Here is a 25902-nt window from a genome sequence, read left to right as displayed (position 1 = left end):
GGTGGAATACCAAACGGTCGGCTTCACTCGGAGCCGTGATTGCTTTTCTGGGACAGGGACGCATGGGCGTCCCCATGGCCCGGCGGCTCGTGGACGCCGGGCACAAGGTGACGACGTGGCGGCGGGCGGACGGTCCCGTGGCCGCCGCCGTGGAGGGTGCGGAGCTGGTCATCACCATGCTCAGCGACCCTGCCGCGGTCCGCGAGGTGCTGACGGCCGCGCTACAGGGGCTGCGGCCGGGGGCGACCGTCGTGGAGATGTCCACGATCGGCCCGGAGGCGGTGCGCGAGCTGCGCGCGCTGCTCCCGCCGTCGGTGAACCTGGTGGACGCACCGGTGCTGGGCAGCGTGGGGCCCGCGGCCGACGGCACGCTGACCGTGCTGGCCGGCGGTGACGTCTCGGGGTGCCGGGAGGTGCTGTCGGTGTTCGGGCAGGTGCGCGAACTGGGCCCGCTGGGGGCGGGCGCGGCCATGAAGATCGCCGTCATGAGCGCGCTCGTGCCCGCCCAGGTGCTGCTCGCGGAGACGCTCGCGTACGGGGAGGCGCACGGCGTGGATCGCGACGCCCTGGCGGACGTGCTGGGAGCGACCCCGCTGGGCGCGCTGGCCGAGCGGCTGCGCACCCCGGCCGCGCAGACCCGCTACTCGCTCGGCCACGCGGCTAAGGACCTGGCGCTGGGCGCCTGGCAGGACGCCACCCTGGCCACCGCCGCCCGCGCCCGCCTCCAGGAGGCCGAGGCGGCCGGCCTGGGCGGCCACGACCTGACGGCCATCGCCACCCACCTCACCGGGCCTGTGAGCGGGCCTGTGAGCGGGCCTGTGAGCGGGCCTGTGAGCGGGCCTGTGAGCGGGCCTGTGAGCGGGACGGCCGTCCATCGGGCGGTGCCGCTCAACCTGCCGACGATCCCCGCCACGAACGGCGCGTACTCGCACGCCACCCGCGTCGGAGACATGCTCTACATCTCCGGCCAGGCCGCCTTCGACGAGCGCGGGCAGGTGGTCGGCGAGACCATGGAGGAGCAGGCCGAGCACGTCTTCCAGGTCATCGCGCGGATCCTCGAAGACCAGGGCGCGACGTTCGAGGACGTGGCGTTCATCCGCACGTACCTGACGGACATGGACGACCGTCTCGCCTACGGCGCGGTGCGCCGCCGCTACCTCACCGGCACTCCCCCGGCCAGCACGACGGTGGAGGTGTCGAAGCTGTTCATGCCGGGGTTGCGCCTGGAGGTGGACCTGATCGTGGCGCTGCCGCACCGGTAAGGGGTCAGTCCAGCGGCCCCGTCACGGACTCGGCGGCGGCGACCACGCCGCCCTCGGCGACCAGCCGGACCGCGGCCTCGATCTCGGGGGCCAGGAACCGGTCGGGGCCGGGGGCCGGCACGGTCTCGCGCAGCGCACGTACGACGGCGGCCGTCGCGGGGGCGGGCTCCAGCGGGGCGCGCAGGTCGATCGCGCGGGCGGCGGTCAGCACCTCGACGGCCAGCACCCGGGTGAGCCCGTCCACCGACTTGCGCAGCTTGCGCGCCGCCGACCAGCCCATGGAGACGTGGTCCTCCTGCATGGCCGAGCTGGGGATGGAGTCGACGCTGGCGGGCACGGCCAGCCGCTTGAGCTCGGAGACCAGGGCGGCCTGGGTGTACTGGGCGATCATGTGGCCTGAGTCGACGCCGGGGTCGTCGGCGAGGAAGGCCGGCAGGCCGTGGTTGCGCGCCACGTCGAGGAACCGGTCGGTACGCCGCTCCGCCATCGACGCGAGGTCGGCGGCCACGATCGCGAGGAAGTCCAGCACGTACCCCAGCGGCGCCCCGTGGAAGTTGCCGTTGGACTCGACCCGGCCGTCGGCCAGCACGGCCGGGTTGTCCACGGCACTGGCCAGCTCCCACCCGGCGACGGAGGCGGCGTGCGCGATCGTGTCACGGGCCGCGCCTGCCACCTGCGGGGCGCAGCGCAGCGAGTACGCGTCCTGCACGCGCGTGCAGGCGGCCGGGTCGCGATGGCTGGCCATGATGCCGGAGCCGCGCAGCACCTTCACCATGTTGGCGGCCGAGCGCGCCTGGCCCGGGTGCGGGCGCAGCTCCTGCAGCTCGGGCGCGAACACCCGGTCGGTGCCGAGCAGCGCCTCGACGCTCATCGCGGCGCTCACGTCGGCGGTCCTGACCAGCTTGGTGAGGTCGTGGATGGCGAGGATGAGCATGCCGAGCATGCCGTCGGTGCCGTTGATCAGCGCGAGGCCCTCCTTGGCGGCCAGCTCGACCGGGTCGATCCTGGCCTGCTTGAGCGCCTCCGCGGCGGGCCGCACCGCGCCCGACGCGTCCCTGACGACGCCCTCGCCCATGAGCGTCAGCGCCACGTGCGCCAGCGGTGCCAGGTCGCCCGAGCAGCCGAGGCTGCCGTACTCGTGCACGATCGGCGTGATGCCCGAGCTGATGAGCGCGGCCAGCGTCTTGGCGGTGGTCGGCCTGATGCCGGTGTGGCCGGTGGCCAGGGTGTGCAGGCGCAGCAGCATGAGGGCGCGCACCACCTCGGTCTCCACCTCGGGGCCGCTGCCTGCCGCGTGCGAGCGGACGAGGGAGCGCTGGAGCTGGGCGCGCAGCGCCGGGTCGATGTGCCGGGTGGCGAGGGCGCCGAACCCGGTGGAGATGCCGTAGTGGGGGACGGGGGTCTCGGCGAGCTCGTCCACTCGCTGCCGGGCGGCGGCGATGGCGGCGACGGCGTCGTCGCTGAGGCGTACGGGGGCGCCGTGGCGGGCCACCCTGATGACGTCGTCGAAGGTCAGCGGTTCTGGGCCGACGGTCACGACTTCGTTGTCGCGCATGGTGCGTCTCTCTCGCTTAGGTAACCGGCGTACCCGATGTTAGCTCCTTACTTCCGAAGAGTTCCTCCAGCCCCTGCCGTCCCGCGTCCGTCAAGGTCACGGCCCTCGGCACGGTGCCCCGGCGCAGCCATTCGCGCTCGAACAGCACCTCCGTGATCGCCGCGCCGAGCGCGCCGCCGAGGTGGGCCCTGCGCTCGGTCCAGTCCAGGCACTCGGGCGCGAAGCGCCGCCGCGACCTGCGCGTGCCGGCGACGTCCACGCCGAGCCGCGACAGCAGCCGCTCCCCCCGCCCGGTCAGGTCGTGGCCGTCGTAGTGGCCGCCGTCCTTGAGCCGGTCGAGCAGGCTCACCCCGGCGCGGCCCGCGAGGTGGTCGTAGCAGGTGCGGGCCTCCTCCAGTTGCCTGGCCTGCCGCGACTGGCGCAGCGAGCGCACCGGCGGGCGGGCGCTGATCCGCGCCAGCACCTCCAGCACCTCGGCGATCTCGTGCCCGGCCAGGCGGTAGTAGCGGTGGCGGCCCCGGCGGACGACGGCCACCAGCCCGCCGTCCAGCAGCCTGGCGAGATGGGCGCTCGCGGTGGCGGCGCTCACCCCCGCCATCCTGGCCAGCTCACCGGCGGCCAGCGCGCGCCCGCCGAGCAGCGCGGTCAGGATCGCGGCCCGCGCGGGCTCCGCGATCAGCGCGGCCACGGGCGCGATGTCGGCGTCTGCGGCGATGTGTTCCATGCCTCGACGCTAGTACGGCGACATTTCGCTGCGCGTCGAAGGGTTACCGCTTGCCCAATGCCTTGCGGAGCATGTCGCGGGCCCGGTCCATGATCGCCATGGGCGTGCCCACCAGCACGTTCTTCGTCATCGACTCGGTGCCGGGGTGCGGGCGGGTCGGCGCCATCGACTCCGCCGCGCGCACGGCCGCCGCCATCGTCCGCCGCTCCGCCACCGACGTCCGCGCGCGCAGCTTGGCGAACTCGTAGCGCTCCTCGCTGCGGGCGTGCGCCGTCACCGCGGTACGCAGCTCCGCCAGCCCCTCCCAGAACCGCGCGTCGTCCACGCCCGCCTTGTGCAGGTCGAGGAGCAGGCGCTTGGCCTTGTTCTCCTCGGCCAGCCGGTCGGCCACCAGGCCCTGGCCGTTGTCGAGCTTCCTGCGCGCGTACGGGTGGACGATCTCCTCCTCGGCGGTCTCGTGCACCGACAGCAGGCGCGTCAACCGCTCGAACGCCTCCCCGACCTTGTCCGGAGGCGCCTGCTCCACCTCGTCGAACAGGTCCCTGATCCGCCCGTGCTGGGCCATCAGGAGCTCGATGACATCGTGTTCAGCCACGTGTTCAGCCACGTCGAGCGCCCTACCCCGGCGACGTGCCGGCACGCGCCGCCTTACCGAACGCGGGCTTTTCGAGCACCGAACGCGGAGGTTGCCCGGCACGGGCGGGGGTACGCGCAGCGACATGTCCTTCGACCCACTCCAGGAGCGGGGTATCCCGCTGGACGAGCAGCTGCGCACCTGGCGGGAGCTGAACGTCGCCCCGATCGACCCCGACGCCGCCGATCCTTACACGCGGTGCCGGATCATCACCATGAACGGCATCGAGGCCGAGGCCGTCATGTTCAGCCACCACCTGGCCAGGCACTGCGCCGACCTCGAGGTCGAGCGGCGGCTCGCGCGGGTGCGCTACATCGAGGCGCAGCAGCAGAAGGCGGTCAACTGGCTGTTGCCGGGCTCGTCGTCGGTGCTGGAGACGACGATCGCGTACGAGCAGGTCGCGGTGGACCTGACGGCCTGGGTGGCGCGGACGGAGCCGGATCCGTACCTGAAGCAGGCCTACCAGTTCGGGGTGCTGGAGGACTTCGACCATCTCTACCGGTACGCCAACCTGTACGAGCTGATCGAGCGCCGCAAGGCGGAGAAGATCGTCGACCAGCTCACCGAGGTCATGCCCGGGCGGCCGACGTACCAGCATCATCGCGACCCGATCGACAACGTGCGCCGGCCCTACGAACGCCGCGAGACCGAGCCGCTGTCGCGGCTGCACGCGCTGACGATCATGGCGGCCGAGCAGCAGACCATGAACTTCTACATGAACGTCGGCCCCACCTACATGGAGCCCATCGCGCGGCAGCTCTACCAGGAGATCGGGCTCATCGAGGAGGAGCACGTCACCCACTACGAGTCGCTCGTCGATCCCGGCGAGAGCTGGTGGGAGATGCTGCTCAACCACGAGTACAACGAGTGCTACCTGTACCACTCGTTCCTGGAGACCGAGTCCGACCCCAAGGTGCGCGCGATCTGGGAGCTGCACCTCATGATGGAGCTCGAACATCTGCGGCTGGCCGCCGAGCTGTTCAAGCGGTTCGACGGGCGCGACCCCGACCAGGTGCTGGCGCCCGCGCTGCCGCCGCCCGTGACGTTCGAGCCGAACAAGGGCTACCTGCGCGACCTGCTCACCACGCAGGTGGACGTCACCACCCTGGGCACCGGCTATGTGCGCGAGGCCCACGAGCGGTTCACCCGCATGCAGGAGGCGGTCATGGGCGGGGAGCAGCCGCCGTCGGAGCGGGTCATCGAGCACAACCGGGCGATCAACGGGCGGGAGTACCGGCTGGAGACGGAGGGTCCCCATCCGGTGGACGTGCGGCTCACGCCGTAGGCGTCCGGATTCCAGTTTGGGGAGTGGGCCGAGATTCGCTAGAGTTCTCTACGTCACCCGGCGGCGACCGGGGCGACACGCGGAAGTGGCTCAGTGGTAGAGCATCACCTTGCCAAGGTGAGGGTCGCGGGTTCGAATCCCGTCTTCCGCTCGGAGCTTCCGGCTCGGTGGCGTGGCCGAGAGGCGAGGCAGCGGCCTGCAAAGCCGTCCACACGGGTTCAAATCCCGTCGCCACCTCACACCAAGGACGATTAGCTCAGCGGGAGAGCGCTTCCCTGACACGGAAGAGGTCACTGGTTCAATCCCAGTATCGTCCACTCCTTTCGAAGCCCCAGCCCTCATCGGCTGGGGCTTCGTGTTCTCCGCCCCGGGTGGTCACCGTGGCCGCCTCGAAGGGCTGCTGGCCAGGAGCCTCGCTCAGCGCGACGATCACCCTATGGACGCGCAGGAGATCGCCGACCGATCAGAGATCACGGAGCTGCTGGCCCGCTACACCAGGGCCGTCGACTCGGGGCACTGGGACCTGCTGGACGAGGTGTTCACCCCGGACGCGAGCATCGACTACCGCTCGTCCGGCGGCATCAGCGGCACCCGTGACGAGGTCAAGGCGTGGCTGGCCGAGGTGCTCTCACACTGGCCGGGGAGATCGCATCTGGTGGGTACGGCCACGTTCGCGTTCGCGGGCGATGAGGCGCGGGTGAGCGCGCCGTTCCTCGACACGCTCGCCCCCACGCGGGAGATGACGGGCGCGCGGACCAAGGGGTTCCTGCACGGCGGCGGCTGGTACCACCACCGCCTCCGCCGCACCCCCGGCGGCTGGCGCAGCGTGGAGCTGGTCGAGGAACAGTCCTGGCGCACCGCCACCTGAGCGGCGGATCATCATGCCGGCCCTGACCGCGGCGTCCCCGCCACGGTGGCCGGTCCTGTGGCCGGCCCTGTGGCCGGTCCTGTGGCCGGTCCTGTGGCCGGTCCTGTGGCCGGCCCGGTGGCCGTCGCCGCTACCGGCCGTGCGCCGGAGCAAGGCCGTGCAGGCGTAGCAGGTTCTCCCCCAAGATCTTGCGCTTGGCCTGGTCGGTGAGCTGCGGGTAGCCGTACCCCTCGCACAGGTCCTGCGGGATCTGGAAGTCCCTGAACGCGCGCAGCGCCCACTGCGGGTGGAAGATCGGCGCCTCCGAGCCGTAGATGATCTTGTCCTCGCCGCACCAGAAGAGCAGCTTGCCGAGGATCTCGGCGAACATCCTGGGCGCCCGCACGATGAAGTTGATCGTGGCCGCGAGGTCGGCGTACAGGTTGGGGTAGCGGATGAGCTGCCAGCAGGTCTCGTCCAGGAACGGCAGGCCGACGTGGAAGATGACGAAGTTGATGTCGGGGAAGTTGGCGGCGGCGCCGTCCATGTCCCACGTCTGGGTGTGCTCGATCGGCTGCGGCCCCAGCGGGACGCCCTTGTGCACGCCGATCAGGTTGACGCCGAGGTCGCGGGCCTTCTCGAAGATGGGGAAGGCCACCCGGGGGTCGTCCATCCGCCACGGGTACGGCGAGCCGTAGTCGTAGCGGACGTTGTAGAGCTTGAACGCCCGCGCGTTGTACTCCCCCACCTGGCGTTCCATCAGGTCCAGCGCCTTGCGGCCCTCCAGCGGGTTGACCGAGCCCCAGAAGACGACCCGATCGGGGTCGCGGGCGGCCAGCTCGGCGCACTCCTGCCAGGGCGACAGCCCGTCGTGGTAGAGGTCGGTGAGCGGCAGCGGCATGGCCACGAGCATGTCGGTGTCGGACTCGTCGAAGACCATGCGGTGGATGTCGTCGATCGTCCACTGCCGCAGGAACTCCTCGGGCGGCAGCTTGGGCTCCCCCTCCGGGGTGAGGGTGGTGTGGAAGGCGTACAGGTGGTTGGAGAACATCCGGCCCGGGTCGCCGAAGGCGTTCTTGGGCTCGAAGTTGAAGACGTGCGCCACGCTGTCGAACACGAAGAAGTCGTCGATCACCGTCGTTCCCTTCTCGCGATGTAGGCGGCTTTGTCGGGCACCTGCGCGGGGTCGGGCAGGAAGCGCAGCAGCCGGTCCGCCCTCGGGGAGAGCCGCTCCGTCGTCCACACCTCGTCCCAGACGATCTCGACCTCGGCCTCGCGGACGCCCGGCTGCTCCTCGATGCGCTCGCGCACCTCCGACAGCACGCGGGCGGCGAACGGGCACCAGCCCGACGTCAGCAGCAGCTCCACCCTGGCCATCCCGTCGCGCACCTCGACGGACCTGACGAGGCCCATCTCCACGACGGAGATGCCCTTCTCCCGGCAGCACGGGTCGTAGACCCCCGCCAGCGCCTCACTGGCCCACTGCGGTATCTCCGGCATGGCCCCATCGTCGGACGGGTGTGCCGCCTGGGGTAGGCGTCCGATTTTCAGATAGCGCACATGCTTGAGGGATGACCGAAGAACCGAGCGATCTGATACGCAGCGTCTCCCGTGCCCTTCGTGTCCTGGAGGAGGTCTCGCGCGCCGACCGGCCGCTGTCGGTCAAGGTCATCGCACGGCGGTGCGGGCTCAACCTGTCGACCTCCTACCACCTCGTCCGCACCCTGTGCTACGAGGGCTACCTGTACCGCTGCCCGGACGGCGACTACCTGCCGGGCACCCAGGTCGCCGAGCGGTTCCACGAGATGATCGACGCCTTCGACCGCCCGCCCCGCGCCTCGGTCGTGCTGCGCCACCTGTCGGCGGTGACGGGGCACACCGCGTACCTCGCGCAGCTGCTCGGCGGCCGGTTGATCGTGCTGGACGTCGCCGAGGGGCCGCGCTCCCCCTGGCTTGAGGACCTTCAGGCGGGCCTGGACACCGCGCCGCACGCCACCGCGCTCGGCAAGGCGCTGCTGCTCTCGCTCCCGCAGCGGACGCGGCGTGACATATTGACCGAGTACGGCCTGCGCCGCTTCACCTCCTCCACCCCCGCCAGCGTGGAGGACGTCGAGGAGGAGCTGGCGGGCTTATCCCCGGGGCAGGTGGTGGAGGAGCACGGGCAGTTCAGGGACGAGGTGGCCTGCGCGGGCGCGGTGGTGCCCGGCACGTCGTGGGCCATCGGCATCTCCGCCCGCGGCCTGACCATCCCCGCCCGCGCCCGCGCCCGCCTGGAGGAGGCCGTCGGCGACCTGACGTGAGAGGAACGGCATGAAGGTGATCCTGTTCGGGGCGACCGGCATGATCGGGCGCGGCGTGCTCAGGGAGTGCCTGGCCGACGAGCGGGTGACGGCCGTGCTGGCGGTCGGCCGCGCCCCCACCGGGGTCGCGCACCCGAAGCTGCGCGAGGTGAGGCATGCCGCGCTCGACGACCTGAGCCCGATCGAGGACGAGCTGCGCGGCCACGGCGCCTGCTTCTTCTGCCTCGGGGTGTCGTCGGCGGGCATGCGGGAGCCCGGCTACCGCCGGGTCACCTACGACTTCGCGCTGGCGGCCGGGCGGACGCTGGCCAGGCTCAGCCCAGGATCGACCTTCGTATACGTGTCGGGCATGGGCACCGACGCCGGCGGGCGGGCCATGTGGGCCCGGGTGAAGGGCGAGACCGAGAACGCGCTGCTGGCGCTGCCGCTGGAGGCGTACATGTTCCGGCCGGGCTACATCCAGCCGGTGCACGGGGTGACCTCGCGCACGGCGCTCTACCGGCTGGCGTACATGGTGACCAGGCCGCTCTACCCGATCCTGCGGCGGCTGTTCGCCGCACAGGTGACCACGACGGAGCGGATCGGGCAGGCGATGATCGCGGTGGCCGAGCGCGGGGCGCCGAAGCGGATACTCGGGCCCGCGGACATCAACGCGCTCTGAAGTGATGATGGAATAACCCGGCGTGCTCTGGCGCTACCGTAGTCGTCAAATATTCAACAGTCCTGGATGGTGACTAAAATGCAGTTCGGCATCTTCAGCGTGGGTGACGTCACCGCCGACCCCACCACCGGCAGAACCCCGTCGGAGCACGAGCGGATCAAGGCGATGGTGGCGATCGCGCTCAAGGCGGAGGAGGTGGGTCTCGACGTCTTCGCGACCGGCGAGCACCACAACCCGCCCTTCGTGCCGTCCTCGCCCACCACCATGCTGGGCTACATCGCGGCCAGGACCGAGCGCCTGCAGCTGTCCACGGCCACGACGCTGATCACGACCAACGACCCCGTGAAGATCGCCGAAGACTTCGCCATGCTGCAGCACCTCTCCGACGGCCGGGTGGACCTCATGCTGGGGCGCGGCAACACGGGCCCCGTCTACCCGTGGTTCGGGCAGGACATCAGGCAGGGCATCCCGCTGGCCATCGAGAACTACGCGCTGCTGCACCGGCTGTGGCGCGAGGACGTCGTCGACTGGGAGGGCCGCTTCCGTACGCCGCTGCAGGGCTTCACCAGCACCCCGCGCCCGCTCGACGGCGTGCCGCCGTTCGTGTGGCACGGCTCGATCCGCAGCCCCGAGATCGCCGAGCAGGCCGCCTACTACGGCGACGGCTTCTTCGCCAACAACATCTTCTGGCCGAAGGAGCACTTCATGCGCCTGATCAACCTCTACCGGCAGCGCTACGCCCACTACGGCCACGGCACGCCCGAGCAGGCCGTCGTGGGGCTCGGCGGGCAGGTGTTCATGCGCAGGAACTCCCAGGACGCGGTACGCGAGTTCCGCCCGTACTTCGACAACGCCCCCGTCTACGGCCACGGCCCCTCCCTGGAGGAGTTCATGGCCGAGACGCCGCTCACCGTGGGCAGCCCGCAGCAGGTCATCGACAGGACGCTCGAGTTCAGGGAGTTCTTCGGCGACTACCAGCGCCAGCTCTTCCTCATGGACCACGCGGGCCTGCCGCTGAAGACCGTGCTGGAGCAGCTCGACCTCCTCGGCGAGGAGGTCGTGCCGGTGCTGCGCAAGGAGTTCGCCAAGGACCGCCCCGCCGAGGTGCCCGGCGCGCCCACGCACGCGTCGCTACTGGCGGCGCGGGACGCGTCCGCTCCCGTCGGCGCCTGACCTGCCTTCCTCCGCTGCGAAAGGAGACCTCCCCTCATGAAGCTCGTCGTCGTCACGGCGGGACTGACCCAGCCCTCCTCCACCCGCCTGCTCGGCGACCGCCTGGGCGAGGCTGTCGCCCAGGCGGTCGCGGGGCGGGCGGAAGCCGCCGAGGTCGAGACCGTGGAGCTGCGCGACCTCGCCGTGGACATCGCCAACGCCTTCGTCACCGGCTTCCCCAACGGCCGGCTGCGCGCGGCCATCGAGACCGTGACGGCGGCGGACGCGCTCATCGCGGTCACGCCGATCTTCAGCGGGTCCTACAGCGGGCTGTTCAAGTCGTTCTTCGACGTGATCGACAACACCGCGCTGACCGGCAAGCCGGTGCTCATCGCGGCCACCGGTGGCACCGCGCGGCACTCGCTGGCGCTGGAGCACGCGCTGCGGCCGCTGTTCGCGTACCTGCGGGCCGTGGTCGCGCCGACCGCCGTGTACGCGGCCTCCGAGGACTGGGGCGGCGGAAGGGACGCCTTCACCGACGGGCTGGGCGAGCGCATCGAGCGCGCCGCCGAGGAGCTGGCCGCGCTGCTGCTGCACCGCGTGCCCCGGCGGGCCGAGCCCGAGGCGGTCGTGCCGTTCGAGCAGCAGCTCGCGGCGCTGCGCCCGGGCGACCCCGGGTAGCGGCGAACGCCCCGGAGCGGTGCCCCGGGGCGGATGATCAGCGCTTGACCGAGACGACGTCGTACTTCGTGTCGGGGGTCGGGGTCGTGCTGAAGCGGGCGTTGGGGAGGTAGAGGCGGTGGCCGCGGGCGGCGACCGTCGTGGGCACGTCGAACTCGCGGGGGGTGATGCGCTTGACGAGCCTGCCCGATTCGCCGTCACGGGACAGACTGATCACCGCGATCCGGTTGTCCCTGTTCTGGACGGCGTACAGGGTGCGGCCCTCCAGCAGCAGGCCGTCGCCGTTGGTCAGGTTCGTGCCGCGCAGCCTGACCTCCTCGGTGAACCCGGTCCGCGGGTTGACCTCGAAGAGCTTGCCGGTGTTCGACTGGACGACGAGCAGCGAGCGGCCGTCGGGGCTGGCGACGATGCCGTTGGCGTTGATGCCCTCGCCGTACGTGATGTCTCCCCTGAGCCGGATCTTGACGGCCTTGGCGGGCAGCCTGCCGCGGCGGCCGAGGTCCAGCTTGTACAGGACGGGGTTGCTGGAGTCGGTGAAGTAGGCGGCCCGGCCGACGATGATCACGTCGTTGACGAACGACGTGCCGGCGGCGAGCCGGTACGACTTGAGCACCCTTCCGGTGCGCAGGTCGATCACCCGGGCGTCGCCCGCGTTGCCGCCCGCCACGAACAGCCGCCCGCGGCCGTCGGTCTCCAGGCCGAGCGACGGCGTGCCGGGACCCTTGCTGATCACCCTCCCCCTGCCGGTACGCAGGTCGGCGCGGTAGATGTCGCCGGTGGCGCGCGAGCCGAAGTAGGCGTGGCCGCCGGCGATCGCGATGCCCTCCGGCTGGAAGCCGTCGGGCAGGGGGAACGTGTCGGTTCTCGTCGCCGCCTGCGCGGAGCCGTGGAGCGTGGCGCCGAGCAGGACCGCGGCGAGTGCGCTGAGTGCGGTCTTCTGGATCGCGGATCTCATGCGCCCACGATGCCCGCGGGATCTTCTGCGGCAAAGACCCGTTCGCGGCTTCTCAGATACTTTTCAGATTGTCCGCCCCATAGGTGATGATTCGTGGGTCCCGCGGCGGGCGGGCCCAGCGAGTAGGTTGGGACAGAGCCAAGCAAGCGGGGTAGATCATGACAAATAGTGCCCGTCACGCTCTGGGAGTGCTCGCCGGGCTGTTCCTGCCCGCCCTGCTCGCCGCCGGCCTCTGGTACGGCGTGGGCGAGCTGTCCGTCATCGCCCAGCGGGAGCTGCGCGTCTCCTGGGTCGCGCTCGGGGTGCTGGCCGTCTCGGGGATCCTCCTCGCCTTCCTGGCCGGCTCGCGGCTGTCGCCCGTCGCCTCGCTGCTCGGCGGGCTGGCGTACACGGGACTGGGTGTGCTGCCGTTCGCCGAGATCAGCACGGGGACGCGGCTGCTGCCCGACGCGTTGCTGCCGTCCGCTCTGCAGAGCGGGTTCATGACGATGACGTACTCGGGGCTGCAGTTCCTGCTCGGCGTGGCGCTGCTGGTCGTGTCGGCGTTCCCGTCGCGGTGGCGGGGGCGGGCGCGGGCCGTGGACCCGTACGAGGGGCAGTGGCAGCCGGGGCCCTCCCCCTACCTGCCGCCCCCCACCGGGCGACCCGAGGACGCCACGCGCCCGATGTACCGCGAATGAGCCTGCCCGGGCCTGACAGAATGCCGCCATGCGCGACACGACGATCGACGACTTCCTGAGCCGGCTGGCCGGCCGGGCGCCCGCGCCCGGTGGCGGCGCCACGGCGGCCCTGCACGCGGCCCAGGGCGCAGCGCTGCTCGGCATGGTGGCCCGCTACACCACGGGCGAGAAATACGCCGCCCACGCCGAGACCGTCGACGCCGTGATCGCCGAGACCGACACGCTGCGGGCGCGGGCTCTGCGGCTGGCCGAGGAGGACGCGGCCGCCTTCACCGCCGTCACCGACGCGTACCGGCTGCCCAAGGGCGAGGAGCGCACCGCCACCATCGCCAGGGCCCTGGCCGGGGCGGCCGAGCCGCCCGCCCGCGTCATCGAGGCCGCCGCGCGCGTGGTCGAGCTGTGCGAGCTGCTGCTGCCGATCTGCAACCGCAACGTCCTCAGCGACGTGGCCGCCGCGGCGGACGCGGCCCGCGCCGCCCTCAGCACGGGCCGCGTCAACGTCGAGATCAACATCGGCGGCATCAAGGACGAGCGGGTACGCGAGGAGCTGAACATCCGCATGTCAGGTGTCGACGCCGCCGTCGCCAGGGCAGACTGGGTGACCGCCGAAGTACGCGAACAGATCAAGCCGTGAGATCGGATGGCGGCGGCCTGGGAGCAGAGAGCGAGCTGAGCGGTGATCGCGGCGGCGGGTGAGGACAGGTGGCGGGTCCGGTGGGGGCTTCCGTCCGACAGCAGGGGGCAGGACGACCGTTGAAGACGCTGACCGGCAAGGACCTGGCGGCCGCGATCAGGGCGCAGACGCAGGCGGAGGCCGCCGCGGGGGTGCAGCCGCGACTGGCCGTGGTGGTGGCCACCGCCGACGAGGCGAGCCTGTGGTACGTCCGCTCGATCGCCAAGGCGGCGGCCGGCGTCGGCATCGCCTGTGACGTCGTCGACCTCGGTCCCGAGGCCGCCGCCGACCAGATCGCCGAGACGCTGGCCAGGCTCTCCGCCGCGCCCGACGTCCACGGCGTCATGCTCCAGACCCCGCTGCCCCCGGGCGCGTCGGCGCAGCGGCTGGCCGCCGCCATCGACCCGCGTAAAGACGTCGACGGCGCCAACCCGCTCTCGCTCGGCCGGCTGGCCGCCGGGCTGCCCGCGTTCCCGCCCGCCACGGCGGCCGCCGTGATGGCGCTGCTCGACCACTACGAGGTGCCGCTGGAGGGGCGGCGGGCCGTGGTGGTCGGCCGCTCGACCGTGGTCGGCAAGCCGCTCGCCCACCTGCTGCTCGACCGGCACGCCACGGTCACCGTCGCCCACTCGCGCACCCGTGACCTCGCCTCGGTCACCGCGCGGGCCGAGGTGCTGGTCGCCGCCGCCGGACGCGCCGGCCTGATCGGCCGCGACCACGTGGCCCCCGGCGCCGTGGTGATCGACGTCGGCACCAACCCCACCGACGACGGCGGCCTCACGGGCGACGTCGACGCCACCGTCGTCGCGGACGTGGCCGCCGCCCTCACCCCGGTGCCCGGCGGCGTCGGCCCGGTCACCACCGCCCTCCTCCTCCGCCACACCGCCAGGGCAGCCAATCTCCCGTGACCTCACCCCGGCCCGCGCTCAACCCCGCTCCTTGCCGTGCCCACCCGGCGGAGGACCGCGCCTTCGTTGAGCTGCTCCATCGCTCAGATCGACCACCAGCCTTGATCGTTCATCTTGCCTATCTCGTGGAGGCCGGCGTTGCCTGACGTGCTCATCATTCAGAACAGCAGGAGCGGCGGTCCCGGCCGTCTGGGCGACTGGCTGACCGAGTCCGGGTTGCGGCCTGACGTCGTGCTCGCCCACGAGGGGGCCGCGTTGCCCGAGCGGCTGCGGCATGATGCCCTGATCATGCTCGGCGGCGGTTATCTCCCGAGTGAGGACCACCGTGCGCCCTGGTTGCGGGACGCCCGCCGGCTCATGGGGCAGGCACTGGCCGACGAGGTGCCGGTGTTCGGCATCTGCCTGGGCGGGCAGATGCTGGCCGAGGTGGCGGGCGGCGAGGTGACCGGCGACACCGGCCTGCCCGAGAACGGCAGCCTCCCCGTCACCATCAGGGCCGAGGCCGCCGCGGACCCGCTGTTCCACGGCCTGCCGCCCGTCGTGCCCGCCATCGAGCACCACAAGGACGCCGTCACCCGGCTCCCCGGCGGCGCCGTCCACCTCGCCGAGACCGAGCGTTGCCCGTACCAGGCGTTCCGGGTGGGTGAGCGGGCGTGGGGGGTGCAGTTCCATCCGGAGGTGGTGCCGGCGCGCATACGTCAGTGGGAGGCCGACGGGTTCGACCCCGACGAGGTCTACGCGCGGGCCGTGGCCGACGAGCCGGTGTCCACGCCGGTCTGGCGGCAGGTGGCCGGCCGTTTCGCCGCCCTGGCCACCGCACCCGGGCCGAGCGAGCGGCGCCGCTCGGTCAGCGGAGCGCGTCCGTGATGGCGCTCACGGCGGCCTGCCAGATCGGGGCCGTGGGAGCGATCACGTCGAAGTGCCCGCCGGGCAACTCCAGGTACGTCACGTCGTCCCCCGCCGCCCTGGCCGCCACGGCGTAGCGGCGGGAGAAGTCGACCAGGTCCAGGTCGTCCTCGGCCCCCTGGACGATGAGCTGCGGCACGCCCAGCGGCACGCGCCGGAGAGGCGACGACTCCGCGTACCGGTCGGACCGCGAAGGCCCCGGCGGTCCCGGCGGCCGGCCGAGCGACGGGTGGCCCAGTGCGGCGGCGACCGCGCCGGCGCTGAGCCAGCGGCGGTCGCCTGCTTCGAGGTCGAGTACGCCCGCCAGTGACACGGCCAGTGTCACGCGGGCCCCGTCCGCCGCTGCCCGCAAGGCGAGTTGCCCTCCTGCCGAATGGCCGGCGACGGCCACCCTGCTCAGGTCCAGCCCCGCCGCGCCGGTGGCGCCCGTGTCGTGGAGGGTGGACAGGGCGGTGGCGATGTCGCTTGTCGTGGCGTCCCAGCCGTGCAGATCCGGGCGGCGGTACTCGATGTTCCACACGGCGAAGCCGCGTCCGAGGAGGTCGGCGCAGAGGGGCTCCATGAGGTCGGCGGCCCAGATCGAGCGCCAGTAGCCGCCGTGGATCAGCGCCACCACCGGGAGACCGGTCTCGGCGGTGGTCCACGGCTTCTGCGCCCCGTCACGCCCGTTCTCATGGCGGCGCGTTTCCGGCACGTACAGATCGGCCCACTGGTCGGGCTCGGTACCGTAGGTGACGCGCCTGATGCCGGGGTAGCGCATGCGGTGCACAGCGTGTCGGATGCCCCACGCCAGCCCCTGGACGCCGCGCCCTTGTATGCGCCGCACACCCTCTCCTGAGTCCGTTCGTTCGAGGTCCACCCAGACGGTCACCGGTGGGGTCGTCACCTGGCCGGTGGGTCGATCGAGGACCACGGCCGCCTCACACGTCCCGAGCAGGACCTGCAGGTGGGTGGGGTCTTCTGCGAACGCGACGGCCCCCGTCACTCCCTGGGACGCGAACTCGCGGTCGGCGATCTCCCCGAGCAGCCGGGTGTCCGCCACCACCCCGGGACCGACCACGACCAGGACCTCGCTCATGATCCCCGACCTTACAGAACGGGATAGCTTAGGCGGGTGCATGTGGAGCAGCTTCATCCCTGGCCGTCGAGCGTTCCCGAGGCGGAGGCCATCCAGGATCGGCTCAGGTCCAGGGTCGAGCTGGACGGGCCGTCCACGTTCGAGCTGATCGCGGGGCTCGACGTGCACTATCGCGGCGACGACGCGCTGACGGCGGCCGTGGTCGTGCTGGACGCGGGCACGCTGGAGCCGGTGGAGCAGGTGGTGGCGCACGGGGAGGCGGCGTTCCCGTACGTGCCGGGGCTGTTCGCCTTCCGCGAGCTGCCCGCGCTCGTGACGGCGCTCGAACGGCTCAAGGCCACGCCCGACCTGCTCGTCTGCGACGGGTACGGGCTCGCGCACCCGCGCGGGTTCGGCCTGGCGTGTCACCTGGGCGTGCTGACCGGGCTGCCGTCACTCGGAGTGGGCAAGACGCCGTTCGTCGGCACACACGAGCCGCCCGGAGACGAGCGCGGCTCCTCGACGCCCATCGTCCACGAGGGCGCGACGGTGGGTCGCGCCCTGCGCACACAGCGGGGCGTCAAGCCGGTGTACGTCTCCCAGGGCCACCGCATCTCGCTGGACGTCGTCACCGAGCAGGTCCTGCGCCTGGCGGCCCGCTACCGCCTGCCGGAGCCGATCCGCCACGCCGACCACCTCGCCAGACACCCGTAACGGTCGCCGGGCCCGGCCCCCGCCAAGCCCGTGCGAGGGCCGGGCGGGGGCCGGGCGGCCGAGCCCCGGCCCCCGCGGGTCAGCGGCGCCAGGCCCGGACGAGCAGCCAGACGCTGAGCCCGAAGAGCGCCATCCCGAGCGGTACGTGCGCCGCCACCGCCCCCGACCCGCCCAGCATCGACTGGACGAACCCGAGCAGCAGCACCCCCGCGCTCACCACCGCCGGCCACCCGGCGCCCCGCCCCGGCCGCCACAGCAGCACGGCGGCGACGAGCTGCACCAGCCCCAGCAGGTGCACCGCGCTCGCCCCCATGCCGTGCAGGCCCGCCGCTCCCCCGCTCATGAGCTGCCCGGCCGTCACCGCCTGGAGCAGCACGGCCAGCGTGTTGAGCACGGTGACGACCTTGAACGTGGTGGCGTGTCCGGTCTTGCCGGCGACCTCGGTGACCACTCGACTTCTCCCTCTGACCGCTTCGGACGAAGGTCTTCAGCATGTCGGCGGGCAATCGGGCGGGCATCCGCCGTACGTCGCGGTCCTGTCTACACCCGCTGATGTATCAGGTGCGTCGGTGCTCACCTGACGAGGCCAGCGGCGGCAGGATCGCCTGGGCGTCCGCGCCGCCGAACCACAGGCCGATCACGAACGCGGCCGTCGCCTCCAGCAGCATCGCCCGGTCGAGGCCGCCGCCGTCCACGGGGGTGCAGCCGAGGGCGGTGACCAGCGTACGGGCGGCGTCCAGCGCCTCCTGGTCGTCGCCGCACAGGGGCACCGCCAGCGGACGGCCGTCGAACACCGGCGGCGTCATCCGCCACACGTCCACGTTGCACAGGGTGAACGCCTTCACCACGTGGCCGCCTGTGACGTCGGCGATCAGGCGGGCGATGGGGCGGGTGGGGTCGTAGGCGAAGATGTCGGCGGTGTTGACGACGTCGATGAGCGGCTTGCCGCGCAGGGCCGTACCGGTGGCTCCGAGCGTGTCGAGCAGCCCCGCCTCCCTGACCGCCACCACGACGGCCTCACCGAACGCGGCCGCCTCCGCGAACGACCCACCCCGCACCTCCCCCGGCCCTCCGGACGATCCCGCCCGCACCTCCCCCGACCCGCCAGGGGAGGTCGGCCGCACCTCGCCCGGCGCGGCGGTGAGGGCGGCGGTCATGGTCTTCGCACGTGTGACGCCGCTCGACTCGTCCCGGCCGCTGACCATCACCTCGTGTCCGGCACGTGCCCACTGCGTGCCCAGGGCGTCCGCCATGCCGCCCGCGCCCAGGATCCCGATCCGCATATGTCCGTCCTTCCAGTCATAAGTCCCCCGATATGGGGCTTTACCGTGATAGGAGGACACTAGAAAGCTCGTCGCACACCATTCGGTGCCTAACGGAGGCCGCTGTTGTTCCTCGCCGACTGCCAGGCCAGGCTGGCCTTCGACCTGCTGGGCAACACGTGGAACGCGGTCGTGCTGTGGGCGCTGCGGCACGGCCCGCGCCGGCCGGGAGAACTGCGGGACACGATCGGCGGCATCAGCACCAAGGTGCTCACCGAGACGCTGCGCCGCCTTGAGTACAACGGCCTGGTGACCCGTCACGCGTACGCCGAGGCCCCGCCCAGGGTCGAGTACGAGCTCACCGCGCTCGGCCGCTCCCTGCTGCCCCCGATCGCGGCGTTCGGCGAATGGGCCTTCGAGCACGCCGACGAGGTGCTGGAGGCGCAGGACCGGGTGGAGGGCACCCGTTCTCCCTGAGTTCACTTGGACTCAGTGTTACTGGATAACTACTCTGGGTAACTAGTTGGAGGTTGTTCCTCACCAACTCCCAGGAGGTTCCATGCACGTCGCTTTGCGCAGGGCGGCCGTCGCCGCCGTCGTCGCCGGTGGGCTCACGCTGCTGGCCGCACCCGCGTCGTACGCCGTCGTCGATCCCGCCCTCGTGCTCGGCTGCGTCTCCACCGCCACCGACCTCACCACGCTGATCGACCCCACCGCTCCCGGGCTGCCGGCCGAACTGCCCCTGACGGGCTGCCTCGCGCCCTGACGCGGCACAGGTAAGGGACCACCCCTCGACACGGTACGGACGGCGCCTCCATGCCGTCCGGTCCCAGCCATCGAAGCGCAGCAGCAAGGAGTTCCGTTGAAGGCACGAGTCCTGCTCGCCGTCGCCGCCCTGGCGATGGCGTTCGGCACGCCCCCTATCGTCCTCGACACTCTCGGCTCGTTGGATCCCCCACTCATTGAGATGCACACCTTCGTCCAGCACATCAACATCCTGACGTCGTAGTGCGTCTCGCGCAGGTGCCCGTGACCGACACGCCGGCCGGGCCGGTGTCCCCGCTCCGGCGTGTCGGTTACGTCATGTTCCTCAGCCGATGGATCCAGGTGCCGCTCTACCTCGGGCTGATCGTGGCCCAGGTCGTCTACGTGTGGCGCTTCATGGCGGAGCTGGTCCATCTGGTCCACCTGGGCTTCGGCGGCACGCCGGCGGAGACCACCGTGATGCTGATCGTCCTCGGGCTCGTGGACGTCGTGATGATCTCGAACCTGCTCATCATGGTCATCATCGGCGGCTACGAGACGTTCGTCTCCCGATTGCGCATCGAGGGACACCCCGACCAGCCGCAATGGCTCTCGCACGTGAACGCCAACGTGCTGAAGGTCAAGCTGGCGATGGCGATCATCGGCATCTCCTCCATCCACCTCCTCCAGATATTCATCAACGCGGCACGTCCCGAAATCACCGACAGGGAGCTCATATGGAAGACGCTGATCCACCTGACCTTCGTGGTCTCGGCCCTGGCGCTCGCCATGATCGACCGCATCATGGCGGGCGGGCGTCCCAGCCACGGCACCGGCAGCAGCGAAGACTCCGGCCAGCTGCCGCAGGAGCGGATGGCCGCCTAGAGCGGCCGGACGGGGCGCGGCTCCCCGGCGCGGCCGCAGGGGCGGCCGCAGGGGCGAACACAGCAGGGGCGAACGCGGCAGGGGCGACGGCGTTCACCCCGGGTGGGCTGCGGGTCGCTCGGCTTGGGGGTGCGGCCGGGATCGCGGTCGTGGCGATGGCGCTGCTCTGCGGCCCCGCCCACGCCGTGCAGCCGCCCCCGGCGCAACCGGCCGCGAACGCTACCGAACCCGCACAGCCCGCAGAACCGCAGCCCGCCGAGCCTGCGCAGCCCGCCGAAGCCGCGCAGCCCGCCGAACCGCCGGAGCCCCCTGAGGCGGCCGAGGGGCCGCCCAAGACCGGCGGGTCCCTGATCGGCAACGTCATCATCTTCAATGACGAGATCGTCGAGCCGGTGTCGCTGCCCGTGACGACCTGCGGCGGGCTGGTGCCGCTGCTCAGCAAGGCACCCGGGTCCTGCCCGGGCGCTTCGCGGGTATCGGACGACGACGCCTGAAGAGGAAGGCGTGCGGACGTACGTGCCCGCCCTACGCACGGGCGGGCACGCCTCACCCCGTCACCGTCACGAAATCCCGCCAGGGAGGCTCAGGGGAAGAGCGCCTCCAGGGCGGCGGCGACGCCGTCCTCGTCGTTCGACAGCGTGCGGTGCCGGGCCGCCGCCAGCACGAGCGGGTGCGCGTTGGCCATCGCGTAGCCCGCGCCCGCGTACATGAGGACGGCCAGGTCGTTGGGCATGTCGCCGAACGCCACCACCTCCCCGGCGTCGATCCCCCGCTCCTGGCAGATCCGGTCCAGCGTTGCCGCCTTCGTCACCCCGGCCGCGCTGATCTCCAGCAGCCCCTCCACTCCCGAGTACGTGACCTCCGCCAGGTCACCGATGGCGTCGGCCACGGCGGCGTACATGTCGTCCGCCGTGTGCGCGGCCGACATGGCGAGCAGCTTGACGATGGGCTGGCCGGCGTCGAACACCGAGGCGACCTCCCGGTAGAAGGCCATGTCCGCCTCGACCCGCCGGGTGTAGGCGGACTCGGCCAGCACGTTCCTGCCCGTCTCGACGGCCAGGCCGACGCCGGGCAGCACCTGGGCCAGGGTCTCGGCGACCTCGCGGGCCGCCGACGGGGTGAGCGGGTTGCTGTGGGTGATCTCGTCGGTGGCGACGTCGTACACGATGGCGCCGTTGCTGCAGATGGCGGTGCCGTCCACGCCGGTCCGCGCGGCGATCTCCCTGACGCCGCGCGGGGCCCACGGCCGCCGGGCGGTCGAACCCGCAGCCCTCGCCGGAATCAGATGCGCATCTCCGAAGGAAGGAGGCCGGTGGCGTCGGAGAGTTCCAGGCCGAGGAGGCGGCCGGAGTCGCCGTAGTCGATGACCACCCCTTCGGCGGCGACCTGACGAACCACCTCACCTGGCACTATTTCGTTCTTCATCGCGATATAGGCGATGTTCCGTTCGTCGTCCACGGTGACGTACACCGTCTGGGCCCGCTGACCGCCCGGCATGCCCTCCCACGACAGCAGCCCTTCCTTGGCCTCGTGCGAGCCCGCCAGCGCCGCCCGCACCATGACCATCGCCCGCTCGACCGCCTCCAGCGAGTCGAGCCCCGTCACCTTCCGCTCGTGCTCCCACCCCTCCAGCCCGTCGATCCGGTACGGGCACGACCATTCGCCGGTGGGCTCCTCGTACGGCAGGCCGATGGTGACGACGACGTCACGCGGCGGATCGGTACGCAACGCCAGCACCCGTTGGGCGATCTCGTACATGTCTGCTGATCTACCCATAGGGCCGCGCGCGGAAGACTCGGTTAGGCAACGCCGGGCCCCGTGCCTTATCGTCGCCGGAGAACCATTCGTGCCACGCCGCCCAGGGGCCGCCGCCGTCGCGGCCGTGAGGAAGCCTCCATGAACGAGTCGTTCGGGACCCGCCTTCGCGCCAGGCTCGACGCGTACGGGCCGCTCTGTGTCGGCATCGATCCCAGCCCCGCGCTGCTGCACGCCTGGGAGCTCGACGACGCGCCGGCCGGGATCGAGCGCTTCAGCCGCACGGTCGTCGAGTCCGTCGCCGACGTCGCCGCCGTCGTCAAGCCGCAGTCGGCCTTCTTCGAGCGCTGGGGCAGCCGCGGCATCGCCGTGCTGGAGCGCACCATCGCCGACCTGCGCGAGGCGGGCACGCTGGTGCTGCTCGACGCCAAGCGCGGCGACGTCGGCAGCACCATGACCGCCTACGCGGAGGCCTACCTCGACCGGGGCAGCCCGCTCGCGGCCGACGCGGTGACGCTGAGCCCGTATCAGGGGTTCGGGTCGCTGGAGGGCGCGATCACGTCGGCGGCGGCCAACGACGCGGCCGTGTTCGTGGTGACGCGCACCTCCAACCCCGAGTCGGCGGACTTCCAGCGGCCGGTGGCCGGGCAGGTGCTGGCGGGCGCCGTGGCGGCGAACGCGGGGCACACGCCGTTCGGGCCGGTCGGCCTGGTGATCGGGGCGACGCTGCGGCGGCTCGACCTGCCGCTCGACGACCTCAACGGCCCCATCCTGGCGCCGGGGATGGGCGTCCAGGGGGCGACGCCGGCCGACGTGGCGCGGCTGTTCGGGCCGGTACGCCACGCCGTCGTGCCGTCCGTCTCCCGTGCCGTGCTCGCCGACCCGAAGCGGCTGCGCGCCCGCGTGCTGCGCTACCGCGACGAATGCGCCGCCCACCTGTCACCTCAGACCGCCGCTCAGGTCTGAACGGCGGTCCCTCAGGGCCGCTCAAACGTGAACGGCTGCCGCCTCGCGGGCCCGCGCGACGGCGGCCATGACGGCGTGCACCGACGCCGTCAGCACCGAGGTGTCCTGGGCCGCGCCCCAGCGGGTGACGCCGCCCGCGCGCACCTCGACGTACGCGATGGCCCTGCCGCCCCTGCCGGGGTCGAGCGCGTGCTCGGCGTAGTGCAGGATGTCCACCTCCGTGCCGCCGGCGACGAGCGCCGCCGTGAGCGCGGCCAGCGGGCCGTTGCCGGTGCCGTGCAGGCGGCGACCGCCGGGCAGCGTCCCCTCGAACACGTGCGCCCCGGGAGCCGTCTCCACCGTCCTCCACTCCACGGGCGCGGCGCTCTCGCCCGGCGCGACGTAGGTGGCGTGGAACAGCTCCCACAGCTGCTCGGCGGTGATCTCCTCGCCGCTGCCGTCGGTGGCCCGCTGCACGACCGATGAGAAGTCGATCTGCAGGCGGCGCGGCAGCTCCAGGCCGTAGCGGGTGTGCAGCAGGTACGCGATGCCGCCCTTGCCCGACTGGCTGTTGACGCGGATGACCGCCTGGTAGTCGCGGCCCACGTCGGCGGGGTCGATCGGCAGGTACGGCACCTCCCACGGCGCCCGCTCGGGCGGCACACCCAGGTCGGCGGCCCGCTCGGCGTGGTGGGCCAGGCCCTTGTTGATGGCGTCCTGATGGGTGCCGGAGAAGGCGGTGTAGACCAGGTCGCCGGCGTAGGGGTGGCGGTCGGGCACCGGCAGCCTGTTGCAGTGCTCGGCCACCCGGCGCACCTCGTCGATGTCCGACAGGTCCACCATCGGGTCGACGCCCTGGGAGTGCAGGTTGAGGGCCAGCGTCACCAGGTCCACGTTGCCGGTGCGCTCGCCGTTGCCGAACAGGCAGCCCTCCACCCGCTGCGCCCCCGCCAGCACGGCCAGCTCGGCGCAGGCCACGCCGGTGCCGCGGTCGTTGTGCGGGTGCACCGACAGGATCACCGCGTCCCTGCGGTCGAAGTGGCGGTGCATGTACTCGATCTGGTCGGCGTACACGTTCGGGGTCGCCACCTCGACCGTCGCCGGCAGATTGTGGATCACCGGGCGGTCGGGCGCGGCGTCCCACAGGGCCGTCAGGCCGTTGCAGACCTCCAGGACGTAGTCCGGCTCGGTGAGGTTGAACACCTCCGGCGAGAACTGGAAGCGGATGTCGCGGTCGCCCGCCAGGCGGGCGACGTGCTCGGCGGCGTCCCTGATCAGGGCGTGCAGCTCGGCCCTGTCGTGGCCGAGCACGACCTCGCGCCAGGTCGGCGCGGTGGCCGTGTAGAGGTGCACGACCACGCGGGACATGCCCTCGATGGCGGCGAACGTACGCTCGATCAGATCGCGCCTCGCCGCCGTGAACACCACCACGCTCACGTCGTCCGGCACCACGCCCGGGGTGGCCAGGTGGCGGACGAAGTCGAAGTCGGTCTGGCTGGCCGAGGGGTAGCCGACCTCGATCTCCTTGTAGCCCATCGTGGTGAGCAGGTCGAACATGCGGCGCTTGCGTGCCGGGTCCATCGGCTCGGCCAGGGCCTGGTTGCCGTCGCGCAGGTCCACCGGGACCCACAGGGGCGCCTCGGTGATGCGCCGCGCGGGCCAGGCGCGGTCCGCCGTCGGCACCTCGACGCGGTCGTGGGCGGGGCGGTAGCGGTGGTACGGCATCGCGCTCGGACGCTGCCGGTTCCAGTCGTACATCTCTCTTCGTCCTTCGGTCGCTCTTCGGGGGACCGGCGGGCACCCTGACCACCGCGGCGGGGTGCCGGTCCGGTCAGGCCCCGCCGCGGCGGCCGAGAAGCAGCAGACCGTACGACGACATGCGGGCTAGACTAACCACAGCACAGGTCCTCAGACAACCTGAGAGGTTGACGCCCATGCCGCTCGGCTCCCTTCGCCCCAGCCCGCTCGTCGAGCAGGCCACCGAGCATCTCCGCGAGCAGATCACCCAGGGAGAGTGGCCGGTCGGCACCCGGCTGCCCGGGGAGAACGCGCTGGCCAAGACGCTCGGCGTGGGGCGTTCGACCGTGCGCGAGGCGTTGCGGGCGCTCGCCGGTGCCGGGCTTGTCCAGGCGCGGCAGGGGTCCGGTGTCTACGTGATCGCCACCGAGCCGGCCGAGGACTGGCCCGCCCGGCTGCGGCGGGCCGCCATCACCGACGTGTACGAGGTCCGCGTCATCGTCGAGACCCAGGCGGCGCGGCTGGCGGCGGAGCGGCGTACCGAGGAGGACGTGGCGGCCCTGGAGGCGGCGCTGGCCGCCCGCGCCCGTGCGGCGGATGGCGACGACGCCGCCTTCGTCGCCGCCGACATCGCCCTGCACGCGGCGGTCGTGGCGGCGGCCCGCAACCCCGTGCTCACCGACCTGTTCGAGGAATTCGCGCCCGTGCTCAGGGAGGGGCTGATCTCCCTGGTGGAGCTCCTGTCGCTACGCGAACACGATCCCAACATCGGCCACGACACACACGCGGCGCTGGTGGCCGCGATCAGGAACGGCGACGCCGACGCCGCCGCCGAGATCCTGCACACCGAGCTGCACCAAACCCTGACCCACCTCCACACGCACCCCGCACCCCGCAGCTGACCGCAGTCACCACCGCCGCCCTCAGGAGGTGAAGGGCGACCAGCGAACTTATCCGCCGACCGCAGCCACCAGCAGTACCTCCACCGCAACAAAAACGGATACTGCAAGATCAGTGGGACGGGCGTCGCCTGCCCGGTGGGCTGACCTCCGCCGAGGAAGGCGTGCCGCCTGCGGCAGCCCGCCGCGCCCCGCTCTATCAAAAAACCTCGCGGTAGACGGCCAAGGGCGTCACGGAGATCGATGGGTAAGTACGCCATCGACGCTGTGGTCGCGGCCACCGCACTACGCTCGGTGCGCCCTGCCGTCATTCTGACGTCTGACGCGGACGACATGAGCAAACTGTGTGGGAAAGCAGCGCAGGTGGTCCCTGTCTGAGGCGGCAGGCGTTATTTGCATTTTTTTGCAGAGGAGGCCGGAGGACCGCCCGTCCCCTGGACAGAGGAGACGGTGGCCCTCTGAAGGGCCGGTCAGCCGGTGGGGCCGATGTCGGGGCGGGTGACGTCCTCTTCCTCGTCGACCAGTCCTTCCGGTTCTGGTTCGTCCAGCTCGTCGGGTGGGTCTGCGGAGACGGGGCGGCGGGTGCGCGGGGTGTTGCAGCCCGAGCGTTCGGCGACGATGTCGCTCTCGCCGTCCACTCCCCCGACCGCCGCCGGGAGCTCATCGGATATCTTCCTCATG

General features: G+C 71.9%; 32 protein-coding genes and 3 tRNA genes. 22 read left to right on the top strand and 13 right to left on the bottom strand.

Annotated features, from left to right (window positions below; genetic code table 11):
* The first annotated feature begins 35 nt into the window (after positions 1-35).
* Positions 36-1262, top strand: a complete 1227-nt coding sequence (locus ABZW11_RS08955; protein ID WP_355414264.1) for a Rid family hydrolase — start codon at positions 36-38, stop codon at positions 1260-1262.
* 4 nt (positions 1263-1266) lie between these two features.
* On the opposite strand, the gene hutH is transcribed toward ABZW11_RS08955, so the two are convergent.
* The 3 genes from hutH to ABZW11_RS08940 are packed head-to-tail and all read right to left on the bottom strand — an operon-like array spanning position 1267 to position 4136.
* A complete protein-coding gene (gene hutH, locus ABZW11_RS08950; RefSeq protein ID WP_355414262.1) occupies positions 1267-2817 on the bottom strand; it encodes a histidine ammonia-lyase in 1551 nt (516 codons plus the stop codon).
* A 16-nt stretch (positions 2818-2833) separates the two neighbouring features.
* Complete coding sequence (locus ABZW11_RS08945) at positions 2834-3541, bottom strand: helix-turn-helix domain-containing protein (protein ID WP_355414260.1); 708 nt, start codon at positions 3539-3541, stop codon at positions 2834-2836.
* 43 nt (positions 3542-3584) lie between these two features.
* Complete coding sequence (locus tag ABZW11_RS08940) at positions 3585-4136, bottom strand: hemerythrin domain-containing protein (RefSeq protein WP_355414258.1); 552 nt, start codon at positions 4134-4136, stop codon at positions 3585-3587.
* Between the two features lie 124 nt (positions 4137-4260).
* Here ABZW11_RS08940 and ABZW11_RS08935 point away from each other — a divergent pair, with 124 nt between their 5' ends.
* The 5 genes from ABZW11_RS08935 (at position 4261) to ABZW11_RS08915 (ending at position 6328) form a co-directional block, all read left to right on the top strand.
* Positions 4261-5460, top strand: a complete 1200-nt coding sequence (locus ABZW11_RS08935) for a hypothetical protein (RefSeq protein WP_355414256.1) — start codon at positions 4261-4263, stop codon at positions 5458-5460.
* Positions 5461-5539: 79 nt separating this feature from the next.
* A tRNA-Gly gene (locus ABZW11_RS08930) sits at positions 5540-5611 on the top strand.
* A gap of 15 nt (positions 5612-5626) precedes the next feature.
* Positions 5627-5697 (top strand) — tRNA-Cys (locus tag ABZW11_RS08925).
* Between the two features lie 8 nt (positions 5698-5705).
* A tRNA-Val gene (locus ABZW11_RS08920) sits at positions 5706-5777 on the top strand.
* A gap of 119 nt (positions 5778-5896) precedes the next feature.
* Positions 5897-6328, top strand: coding sequence for a nuclear transport factor 2 family protein (locus ABZW11_RS08915; RefSeq protein ID WP_355414254.1), 432 nt, complete (start codon positions 5897-5899; stop codon positions 6326-6328).
* Between the two features lie 130 nt (positions 6329-6458).
* Here the strand turns inward: ABZW11_RS08915 and ABZW11_RS08910 are convergent, their stop codons facing one another.
* Both ABZW11_RS08910 and ABZW11_RS08905 read right to left on the bottom strand, forming a co-directional pair.
* Positions 6459-7442, bottom strand: a complete 984-nt coding sequence (locus ABZW11_RS08910) for an amidohydrolase family protein (protein ID WP_355414252.1) — start codon at positions 7440-7442, stop codon at positions 6459-6461.
* Complete coding sequence (locus ABZW11_RS08905) at positions 7439-7807, bottom strand: metal-sulfur cluster assembly factor (RefSeq protein WP_355414250.1); 369 nt, start codon at positions 7805-7807, stop codon at positions 7439-7441. Before ABZW11_RS08905 ends, ABZW11_RS08910 begins: the two co-directional genes overlap by 4 nt.
* Positions 7808-7878: 71 nt before the next feature.
* On the opposite strand from ABZW11_RS08905, the gene ABZW11_RS08900 reads away from it, so the two are divergent.
* From ABZW11_RS08900 to ABZW11_RS08885, 4 genes are all read left to right on the top strand, one after another.
* Positions 7879-8607 carry a helix-turn-helix domain-containing protein gene (locus ABZW11_RS08900; protein ID WP_355414248.1) on the top strand — a complete coding sequence of 243 codons (729 nt, stop codon included), beginning with the start codon at positions 7879-7881 and terminating at the stop codon, positions 8605-8607.
* Positions 8608-8617: 10 nt separating this feature from the next.
* A complete protein-coding gene (locus tag ABZW11_RS08895; RefSeq protein ID WP_355414246.1) occupies positions 8618-9268 on the top strand; it encodes an epimerase in 651 nt (216 codons plus the stop codon).
* Positions 9269-9346: 78 nt separating this feature from the next.
* Entirely contained in the window at positions 9347-10441 is a 1095-nt protein-coding gene (locus ABZW11_RS08890; RefSeq protein ID WP_355414244.1) for an LLM class flavin-dependent oxidoreductase, read from the top strand.
* A gap of 36 nt (positions 10442-10477) precedes the next feature.
* Complete coding sequence (locus ABZW11_RS08885; protein WP_355414242.1) at positions 10478-11101, top strand: FMN reductase; 624 nt, start codon at positions 10478-10480, stop codon at positions 11099-11101.
* A 37-nt stretch (positions 11102-11138) separates the two neighbouring features.
* Here the strand turns inward: ABZW11_RS08885 and ABZW11_RS08880 are convergent, their stop codons facing one another.
* A complete protein-coding gene (locus ABZW11_RS08880) occupies positions 11139-12056 on the bottom strand; it encodes a superoxide dismutase (RefSeq protein ID WP_355414240.1) in 918 nt (305 codons plus the stop codon).
* 188 nt (positions 12057-12244) lie between these two features.
* Between ABZW11_RS08880 and ABZW11_RS08875 the strand changes: the two genes are divergently transcribed.
* The 4 genes from ABZW11_RS08875 to ABZW11_RS08860 all read left to right on the top strand — a co-directional run bounded on the left by ABZW11_RS08875 (position 12245) and on the right by ABZW11_RS08860 (position 15184).
* Positions 12245-12736, top strand: coding sequence for a hypothetical protein (locus ABZW11_RS08875; protein WP_355414238.1), 492 nt, complete (start codon positions 12245-12247; stop codon positions 12734-12736).
* A gap of 28 nt (positions 12737-12764) precedes the next feature.
* Positions 12765-13370, top strand: a complete 606-nt coding sequence (locus tag ABZW11_RS08870; protein ID WP_355414236.1) for a cyclodeaminase/cyclohydrolase family protein — start codon at positions 12765-12767, stop codon at positions 13368-13370.
* 119 nt (positions 13371-13489) lie between these two features.
* Entirely contained in the window at positions 13490-14317 is an 828-nt protein-coding gene (locus ABZW11_RS08865) for a bifunctional 5,10-methylenetetrahydrofolate dehydrogenase/5,10-methenyltetrahydrofolate cyclohydrolase (RefSeq protein WP_355414234.1), read from the top strand.
* A gap of 147 nt (positions 14318-14464) precedes the next feature.
* Positions 14465-15184: a type 1 glutamine amidotransferase gene (locus tag ABZW11_RS08860; RefSeq protein ID WP_355414455.1), complete on the top strand. Its 720-nt coding sequence runs from the start codon at positions 14465-14467 to the stop codon at positions 15182-15184.
* Here ABZW11_RS08860 and ABZW11_RS08855 read toward each other — a convergent pair.
* Positions 15165-16301 (bottom strand): alpha/beta hydrolase, encoded by a 1137-nt coding sequence (locus tag ABZW11_RS08855; protein WP_355414232.1) that lies wholly within the window; start codon positions 16299-16301, stop codon positions 15165-15167. The genes ABZW11_RS08860 and ABZW11_RS08855 overlap by 20 nt on opposite strands.
* Positions 16302-16337: 36 nt before the next feature.
* Between ABZW11_RS08855 and ABZW11_RS08850 the strand changes: the two genes are divergently transcribed.
* Positions 16338-16994: an endonuclease V gene (locus ABZW11_RS08850; protein WP_355414230.1), complete on the top strand. Its 657-nt coding sequence runs from the start codon at positions 16338-16340 to the stop codon at positions 16992-16994.
* Between the two features lie 79 nt (positions 16995-17073).
* Here the strand turns inward: ABZW11_RS08850 and ABZW11_RS08845 are convergent, their stop codons facing one another.
* On the bottom strand, positions 17074-17445 hold the full coding sequence (locus ABZW11_RS08845; protein ID WP_355414228.1) for a hypothetical protein: 372 nt from the start codon (positions 17443-17445) through the stop codon (positions 17074-17076).
* 106 nt (positions 17446-17551) lie between these two features.
* The gene (locus tag ABZW11_RS08840; protein WP_355414226.1) at positions 17552-18277 is read right to left on the bottom strand and encodes an NAD(P)-binding domain-containing protein; all 726 of its coding nucleotides are present in this window, start codon (positions 18275-18277) and stop codon (positions 17552-17554) included.
* Between the two features lie 105 nt (positions 18278-18382).
* Here ABZW11_RS08840 and ABZW11_RS08835 point away from each other — a divergent pair, with 105 nt between their 5' ends.
* The 5 genes from ABZW11_RS08835 (at position 18383) to ABZW11_RS08815 (ending at position 20379) form a co-directional block, all read left to right on the top strand.
* Positions 18383-18733, top strand: coding sequence for a helix-turn-helix domain-containing protein (locus ABZW11_RS08835; RefSeq protein WP_355414224.1), 351 nt, complete (start codon positions 18383-18385; stop codon positions 18731-18733).
* Between the two features lie 82 nt (positions 18734-18815).
* A complete protein-coding gene (locus tag ABZW11_RS08830) occupies positions 18816-19022 on the top strand; it encodes a hypothetical protein (RefSeq protein ID WP_355414222.1) in 207 nt (68 codons plus the stop codon).
* A 96-nt stretch (positions 19023-19118) separates the two neighbouring features.
* Positions 19119-19265 (top strand): hypothetical protein, encoded by a 147-nt coding sequence (locus ABZW11_RS08825; protein ID WP_345386500.1) that lies wholly within the window; start codon positions 19119-19121, stop codon positions 19263-19265.
* A 20-nt stretch (positions 19266-19285) separates the two neighbouring features.
* Positions 19286-19885, top strand: a complete 600-nt coding sequence (locus ABZW11_RS08820; RefSeq protein ID WP_355414220.1) for a TIGR00645 family protein — start codon at positions 19286-19288, stop codon at positions 19883-19885.
* Between the two features lie 149 nt (positions 19886-20034).
* A complete protein-coding gene (locus tag ABZW11_RS08815; protein ID WP_355414218.1) occupies positions 20035-20379 on the top strand; it encodes a hypothetical protein in 345 nt (114 codons plus the stop codon).
* Between the two features lie 89 nt (positions 20380-20468).
* On the opposite strand, the gene ABZW11_RS08810 is transcribed toward ABZW11_RS08815, so the two are convergent.
* On the bottom strand, positions 20469-21167 hold the full coding sequence (locus ABZW11_RS08810) for an HAD hydrolase family protein (protein WP_355414453.1): 699 nt from the start codon (positions 21165-21167) through the stop codon (positions 20469-20471).
* Positions 21167-21643, bottom strand: coding sequence for a DUF2283 domain-containing protein (locus ABZW11_RS08805; protein WP_355414216.1), 477 nt, complete (start codon positions 21641-21643; stop codon positions 21167-21169). Before ABZW11_RS08805 ends, ABZW11_RS08810 begins: the two co-directional genes overlap by 1 nt.
* A gap of 138 nt (positions 21644-21781) precedes the next feature.
* On the opposite strand from ABZW11_RS08805, the gene pyrF reads away from it, so the two are divergent.
* On the top strand, positions 21782-22606 hold the full coding sequence (gene pyrF, locus ABZW11_RS08800) for an orotidine-5'-phosphate decarboxylase (RefSeq protein ID WP_355414214.1): 825 nt from the start codon (positions 21782-21784) through the stop codon (positions 22604-22606).
* A gap of 21 nt (positions 22607-22627) precedes the next feature.
* Here the strand turns inward: pyrF and leuA are convergent, their stop codons facing one another.
* Entirely contained in the window at positions 22628-24343 is a 1716-nt protein-coding gene (gene leuA / locus ABZW11_RS08795; protein ID WP_355414212.1) for a 2-isopropylmalate synthase, read from the bottom strand.
* Between the two features lie 176 nt (positions 24344-24519).
* Here leuA and ABZW11_RS08790 point away from each other — a divergent pair, with 176 nt between their 5' ends.
* A complete protein-coding gene (locus ABZW11_RS08790) occupies positions 24520-25224 on the top strand; it encodes an FCD domain-containing protein (protein ID WP_355414210.1) in 705 nt (234 codons plus the stop codon).
* A gap of 467 nt (positions 25225-25691) precedes the next feature.
* Here the strand turns inward: ABZW11_RS08790 and ABZW11_RS08785 are convergent, their stop codons facing one another.
* A complete protein-coding gene (locus ABZW11_RS08785) occupies positions 25692-25901 on the bottom strand; it encodes a hypothetical protein (protein WP_355414208.1) in 210 nt (69 codons plus the stop codon).
* Position 25902 lies beyond the last annotated feature (1 nt).

It is taken from the genome of Nonomuraea sp. NPDC004580 (assembly GCF_040609855.1).
Classification (GTDB): Bacteria; Actinomycetota; Actinomycetes; order Streptosporangiales; family Streptosporangiaceae; genus Nonomuraea; species Nonomuraea salmonea.
Note: the sequence above shows the minus strand (reverse complement) of the source record. Positions and strands in the feature narration are given on the sequence as shown.

Coding starts and splice junctions, on each gene's coding strand:
- hutH (WP_355414262.1), bottom strand. CDS start 2,817: ATGCGCGACAACGAAGTCGTGACCGTCGGCCCAGAACCGCTGACCTTC.
- ABZW11_RS08945 (WP_355414260.1), bottom strand. CDS start 3,541: ATGGAACACATCGCCGCAGACGCCGACATCGCGCCCGTGGCCGCGCTG.
- ABZW11_RS08935 (WP_355414256.1), top strand. CDS start 4,261: ATGTCCTTCGACCCACTCCAGGAGCGGGGTATCCCGCTGGACGAGCAG.
- ABZW11_RS08915 (WP_355414254.1), top strand. CDS start 5,897: ATGGACGCGCAGGAGATCGCCGACCGATCAGAGATCACGGAGCTGCTG.
- ABZW11_RS08905 (WP_355414250.1), bottom strand. CDS start 7,807: ATGCCGGAGATACCGCAGTGGGCCAGTGAGGCGCTGGCGGGGGTCTAC.
- ABZW11_RS08900 (WP_355414248.1), top strand. CDS start 7,879: ATGACCGAAGAACCGAGCGATCTGATACGCAGCGTCTCCCGTGCCCTT.
- ABZW11_RS08895 (WP_355414246.1), top strand. CDS start 8,618: ATGAAGGTGATCCTGTTCGGGGCGACCGGCATGATCGGGCGCGGCGTG.
- ABZW11_RS08890 (WP_355414244.1), top strand. CDS start 9,347: ATGCAGTTCGGCATCTTCAGCGTGGGTGACGTCACCGCCGACCCCACC.
- ABZW11_RS08885 (WP_355414242.1), top strand. CDS start 10,478: ATGAAGCTCGTCGTCGTCACGGCGGGACTGACCCAGCCCTCCTCCACC.
- ABZW11_RS08880 (WP_355414240.1), bottom strand. CDS start 12,056: ATGAGATCCGCGATCCAGAAGACCGCACTCAGCGCACTCGCCGCGGTC.
- ABZW11_RS08870 (WP_355414236.1), top strand. CDS start 12,765: ATGCGCGACACGACGATCGACGACTTCCTGAGCCGGCTGGCCGGCCGG.
- ABZW11_RS08855 (WP_355414232.1), bottom strand. CDS start 16,301: ATGAGCGAGGTCCTGGTCGTGGTCGGTCCCGGGGTGGTGGCGGACACC.
- ABZW11_RS08840 (WP_355414226.1), bottom strand. CDS start 18,277: ATGCGGATCGGGATCCTGGGCGCGGGCGGCATGGCGGACGCCCTGGGC.
- ABZW11_RS08830 (WP_355414222.1), top strand. CDS start 18,816: ATGCACGTCGCTTTGCGCAGGGCGGCCGTCGCCGCCGTCGTCGCCGGT.
- ABZW11_RS08805 (WP_355414216.1), bottom strand. CDS start 21,643: ATGTACGAGATCGCCCAACGGGTGCTGGCGTTGCGTACCGATCCGCCG.
- pyrF (WP_355414214.1), top strand. CDS start 21,782: ATGAACGAGTCGTTCGGGACCCGCCTTCGCGCCAGGCTCGACGCGTAC.
- leuA (WP_355414212.1), bottom strand. CDS start 24,343: ATGTACGACTGGAACCGGCAGCGTCCGAGCGCGATGCCGTACCACCGC.
- ABZW11_RS08790 (WP_355414210.1), top strand. CDS start 24,520: ATGCCGCTCGGCTCCCTTCGCCCCAGCCCGCTCGTCGAGCAGGCCACC.
- ABZW11_RS08785 (WP_355414208.1), bottom strand. CDS start 25,901: ATGAGGAAGATATCCGATGAGCTCCCGGCGGCGGTCGGGGGAGTGGAC.